A 1,226-nucleotide genomic window follows, 5' to 3' on the forward strand; every position below is an offset into this window, starting at 1 on the left:
CTTCAGCGCGTTCAACACCGAATTGTCGGATGCCTCCATCCGGCATAGCCGGCTGACCGCCGCCAGTTCCAGCACGATGCGCACGTCATACAGTTCTTCAAAATAGGCAAAATCGAACGGCTTAACCTGCCAGCCGCTGCGGAAATACACTTCCACATAACCTTCCTTCTCCAGGCGATACAGCGCCTGGCGCACCGGCGTTCGGCTGACGTCCATGCGCCCTGCCACATCGCCTTCGCTGAAGCGATCCCCCGGCAGCAGGCGGAAGTCGAAAATATCCGCCTTGAGTTGCGTGTACACCTGCTCGGCGAGGTTGTCAGGGCGCGGCATGCTCACCCTCGGCTCGCAATAAACGCGCGCCAGCCGCCGAACTCGGTGATGTCCAGCGCGTCGGCCAATGCCCAGGGTTCACAGATAAAGCCTTTGACGCTACGCCCGTCCGCCAGCACCACGTTGCCAATCCCCAGGGGCGCGGGGATTTCTGCGACGAACTCGCCAAAGCGTGCAAGGGGCATGTCCCACAGTTCAACGATGATCGAGCGCCCACTGTCGGCCTTGGCCAGCCCCGGCTTGGGCGGCACGGTGCCCGGCAATGCGTACAGGCGGTAGCTGTCAGCGGTGTGGGTTTGCTCCACCAGCACCGCATTGCGCTTGGTCAGCTGGAAATTCAGCGGCATGCCCGTCAGGTGCGCGCCCACCACGGCCACTCGCACGGATCCCGGCGCCTGCACGGGTACGCCGGATGCGGGCAGAGAACGCCCGGTCGCGCCCAGATTAAGGCCGAGATTGGCCTGCCAACGCTTGCCCAGATCAGCCAGCGCCGTGTCATGCCAGGCCGGTGCCAATAAGGTAATGCCACTGGGCAAACCATCGGCACGCAACCCGGCGGGGAGCGCGAGGGCCGAGAGGTCCGCCAGGTTGGTGAAGTTGGTGTAGTAGCCAAATTGCGAGTTGTAGCGCACCGGCTCCTCGGCCATTTCAGCCAGGGTGCGAAGGGTCGGTGACGTAGGCACCAGCAAGGCATCAAAACCTGCCAGGCTGTCGTTGATACGCCGGCTCAACTCGGCACGCAAATATTCGGCTTTGTAAGCATCACACGCCGTGTACTGGCGACCGTTTTCAACGATACCGCGCACCACGGGGTTGATCGCCTCGGGCTGATGCTCAAGCATGCCTTCCAACGCCACCGTGCGTTCGGCCACCCACGGCCCGAAATACAACTGATC

The 1,226-nt window shown here is 62.6% G+C and carries 2 protein-coding genes; both read right to left on the bottom strand.

What is annotated here, in order from left to right:
• Positions 1 to 330, bottom strand: a 330-nt coding sequence (locus HX803_RS32255) for a GntR family transcriptional regulator (RefSeq protein WP_178926096.1), incomplete at its 3' end; no start/stop codon positions are given.
• A 2-nt stretch (positions 331 to 332) separates the two neighbouring features.
• Positions 333 to 1,226: amidase family protein (locus HX803_RS32260; RefSeq protein ID WP_256732993.1), on the bottom strand; the 894-nt coding region annotated here is incomplete at its 5' end.

It is taken from the genome of Pseudomonas sp. P7548 (assembly GCF_013386585.1).
GTDB lineage: Bacteria > Pseudomonadota > Gammaproteobacteria > Pseudomonadales > Pseudomonadaceae > Aquipseudomonas.